Annotated in this window: 4 protein-coding genes; 2 read left to right on the forward strand and 2 right to left on the reverse strand. The window is 76.9% G+C overall.

All coding sequences use genetic code 11. The features are described from left to right. Nucleotides 1–205, reverse strand: a 205-nt coding sequence (locus FA014_RS19060; protein ID WP_230323432.1) for a hypothetical protein, incomplete at its 3' end; no start/stop codon positions are given. A gap of 85 nt (nucleotides 206–290) precedes the next feature. On the opposite strand from FA014_RS19060, the gene FA014_RS19065 reads away from it, so the two are divergent. Continuing rightward, entirely contained in the window at nucleotides 291–971 is a 681-nt protein-coding gene (locus FA014_RS19065) for an HAD family hydrolase (protein WP_154731183.1), read from the forward strand. Between the two features lie 76 nt (nucleotides 972–1,047). Here the strand turns inward: FA014_RS19065 and FA014_RS19070 are convergent, their stop codons facing one another. Then, nucleotides 1,048–1,341, reverse strand: coding sequence for a GNAT family N-acetyltransferase (locus tag FA014_RS19070; RefSeq protein ID WP_154731184.1), 294 nt, complete (start codon nucleotides 1,339–1,341; stop codon nucleotides 1,048–1,050). A gap of 71 nt (nucleotides 1,342–1,412) precedes the next feature. Between FA014_RS19070 and FA014_RS19075 the strand changes: the two genes are divergently transcribed. Continuing rightward, a partial coding sequence (locus FA014_RS19075; protein ID WP_154731185.1) for an MFS transporter occupies nucleotides 1,413–2,672 on the forward strand: 1,260 nt, incomplete at its 3' end.

A 2,672-nucleotide genomic window follows, 5' to 3' on the forward strand; every position in this document is an offset into this window, starting at 1 on the left:
GCGGCACGTCCGCCGTGGCGAGCTCGCTGATCGTCCGGCGCACCGGGTCGAACCCCGGCGCGACGGCCTCGGCGACCAGCCAGCCGCCGATCATCGCGACCGGCGCGACGGCCGCCGGCACGACGGCCCAGCGCCGGGGCGCCGCGGTGCGGGAGCCGGCCGCGAGGGCGGGACCGGGAGGCGCGGCGCGACGCAGGCTGGGCATCGCCGCACGCTAGCCGCGGGGCCCGCCGTCCGCCCGCCGGGGCCGCCCGGTCGCGGGCCCGGCCGCCAGCCGCTAGACCGGGGGCATGACCGGCACCGACGCACCCACCGCCGTCCTGCTCGACATCGACGGGACGCTCGTCGACTCGAACTTCCTGCACGTGCACGCCTGGGTCCAGGCGTTCGCCGAGGTGGGCCACCCCGTCGACGCCTGGCGGGTGCACCGGCGGATCGGCATGGGCTCCGGCCGGCTGCTCGCCGAGCTGCTCGGCGACGACGCCGAGCGGCTGGGCGACGACGCGAAGGAGCAGCACACCGCGCGGTACGCGGAGCTCGCCGGCCTGCTCCGCCCGTTCGACGGCGCGCGCGAGCTGGTGCGGACGCTGGCGGACCGCGGCGTGCGGGTGGTGCTGTCGACCTCCGCGGCCCCCGAGGAGCTGGAGAAGCTGCGGGCCACGCTCGACGTCGACGACCTCGTGCAGGTCACGGGTGCCGAGGACGTCGACGAGGCGAAGCCCGAGCCCGACCTGGTGCACGCCGCGCTCGACCTGGCCGGGGTGCCCGCCGACCGTGCGGTGTTCGTCGGCGACTCGGTGTGGGACGTCGAGGCCGCGGTGCGCGCGGGCGTGCCGTGCGTCGGCGTCCTGTCGGGCGGCACCTCGGAGGCGGAGCTCCGGGACGCCGGGGCCGTCGCCGTCGTCGAGGACGTCGCGGCGCTGCTGCGGGACCGGGATGCCACGCCCGTGGGGGCGCTGCTGCGCGGCTGACGGGGTCGCCGGAGGGGCCGCCGCGTCGCCGTGCGGCTCCCGCGAGGTCAGGCGCGCGGGCCCGGCCCCGGCCCGGTCAGGCGGCCGGGTCGGCGACCAGGTCGCCGTACTCCGGGTGGTCCTCGACGAACGCCCGCACGAACGGGCAGCGCGGCTCGATCCGGTCCCCCGCGGCCCGCACCGCGTCCAGCGCCTCGCGCACCAGCGTCGAGCCCACGCCGTGACCCTCCTGCCGCGGGTCGACCTCGGTGTGGGTGAACACGACGACGCCCGGGCGCCGCCGGTACTCCGCGACCCCGAGCACGGTCCCCTCCTCGTCGGTGATCTCGAACCGCTGCTGGTCGGCCACGTCCGTCACGCGCGTCGTCATGCCGCCGAGTATCCGGCCGGCGGGCCGACATCCGCGAGCGGGGTGTCGGCGGCGGGTGCGACACTGACGACGTGCTGGGGCCCTACCGTGACGTGCTCTCCCGTCCGGGGGCGCTGGCGTTCTCCTCCGCCGGCGTGATCGCCCGGCTGCCGATGTCCATGGTCGGCATCGGGATCGTGCTGATGATCCAGGCGCTGTCCGGCTCGTACGGCCTGGCCGGCAGCGTGTCCGCGGCGTACGTGCTGGCGCAGGCCGTGTGCTCGCCACAGCTGGCGCGCCTCGTCGACCTGCACGGGCAGGCCCGGGTGATGCGCCCCGCGGTCACGGTCTCCGCCACCGCGCTGATCGGTCTGGTCGCGTGCGCGCTCGCCGACGCCCCCGTCTGGTCGCTGTACGCCACCGCCGTGGTGGTCGGCGCGACCGTCGGCTCGTTCGGCGCGCTGGTCCGCGCCCGCTGGTCGCACGTCCTGGACGACCCGCGCGCGCTGCACACCGCGTACTCGCTGGAGTCCGCCCTCGACGAGCTGGTGTTCGTCGTCGGCCCGATCCTCGCCACCACGCTCGCCACCGCCGTCACCCCGTCGGCCGGCCTGGTCGTCCCGGTGCTGGGCATGGTGCTCGGCGGGTTCTGGTTCCTCGGGCAGCGCGCCACGCAGCCGCCGCCGCACCCCCGCCGGGTCGTCACCGCCCCCGACGGGACCCCGGTGCGACGCCGCTCCGTCATGCGGTCCGGGGGCATGGTCGTGCTGGCGGTCGTGTTCGTCGCGATGGGCGCGATCTTCGGCGGCACCGACGTCAGCACGGTGGCGTTCGCGAAGGAGTCCGGCCGGCCCGGGCTCGCGGGCGTCATCCTCGCGGTGTTCGCCTGCGGGTCGATGATCTCGGGGCTGCTGTACGGCGCCCGGCACTGGACCACCCCGCTGTGGCGGCGGTTCGCGATCGGGATGGTCGCGCTGGCGCTGGGGGCGTCGCTGTTCGTGCTCGTCGACTCGATGGTGATGCTCGCGGTCGTCATGTTCGTCGCCGGGTTCGCGATCGCACCGACCCTGATCAACGGCAACGCGCTGGTGCAGGACCTCGTCCCGCGCGAACGGCTGACCGAGGGGCTGACCTGGGTCGGCACGTCGCTCGGGGTCGGGGTGTCGGTCGGGTCGTGGGTCGCGGGGCTGCTCATCGACCGGCAGGGGTCGCACGGCGGCTACCTCGTGGTCGTGGCCGCGGCGGTGCTCGCGGTCGTGGCGGTGCTGGGGTCGCTGCGGGTGCTCCGGGCCGGGGCCGCGGCGGCGGACGCGGCCGCGGGTCCTGCGGGCGCGGGGTCGGCGGGCGGGGCC

It is taken from the genome of Cellulomonas hominis, assembly GCF_005239125.1.
Classification (GTDB): domain Bacteria; phylum Actinomycetota; class Actinomycetes; order Actinomycetales; family Cellulomonadaceae; genus Cellulomonas; species Cellulomonas hominis_A.

Excerpts from the sequence above, each read along its gene's own strand:
- FA014_RS19070 (WP_154731184.1), bottom strand. The coding sequence starts at position 1,341 with ATGACGACGCGCGTGACGGACGTGGCCGACCAGCAGCGGTTCGAGATC.
- FA014_RS19065 (WP_154731183.1), top strand. The coding sequence starts at position 291 with ATGACCGGCACCGACGCACCCACCGCCGTCCTGCTCGACATCGACGGG.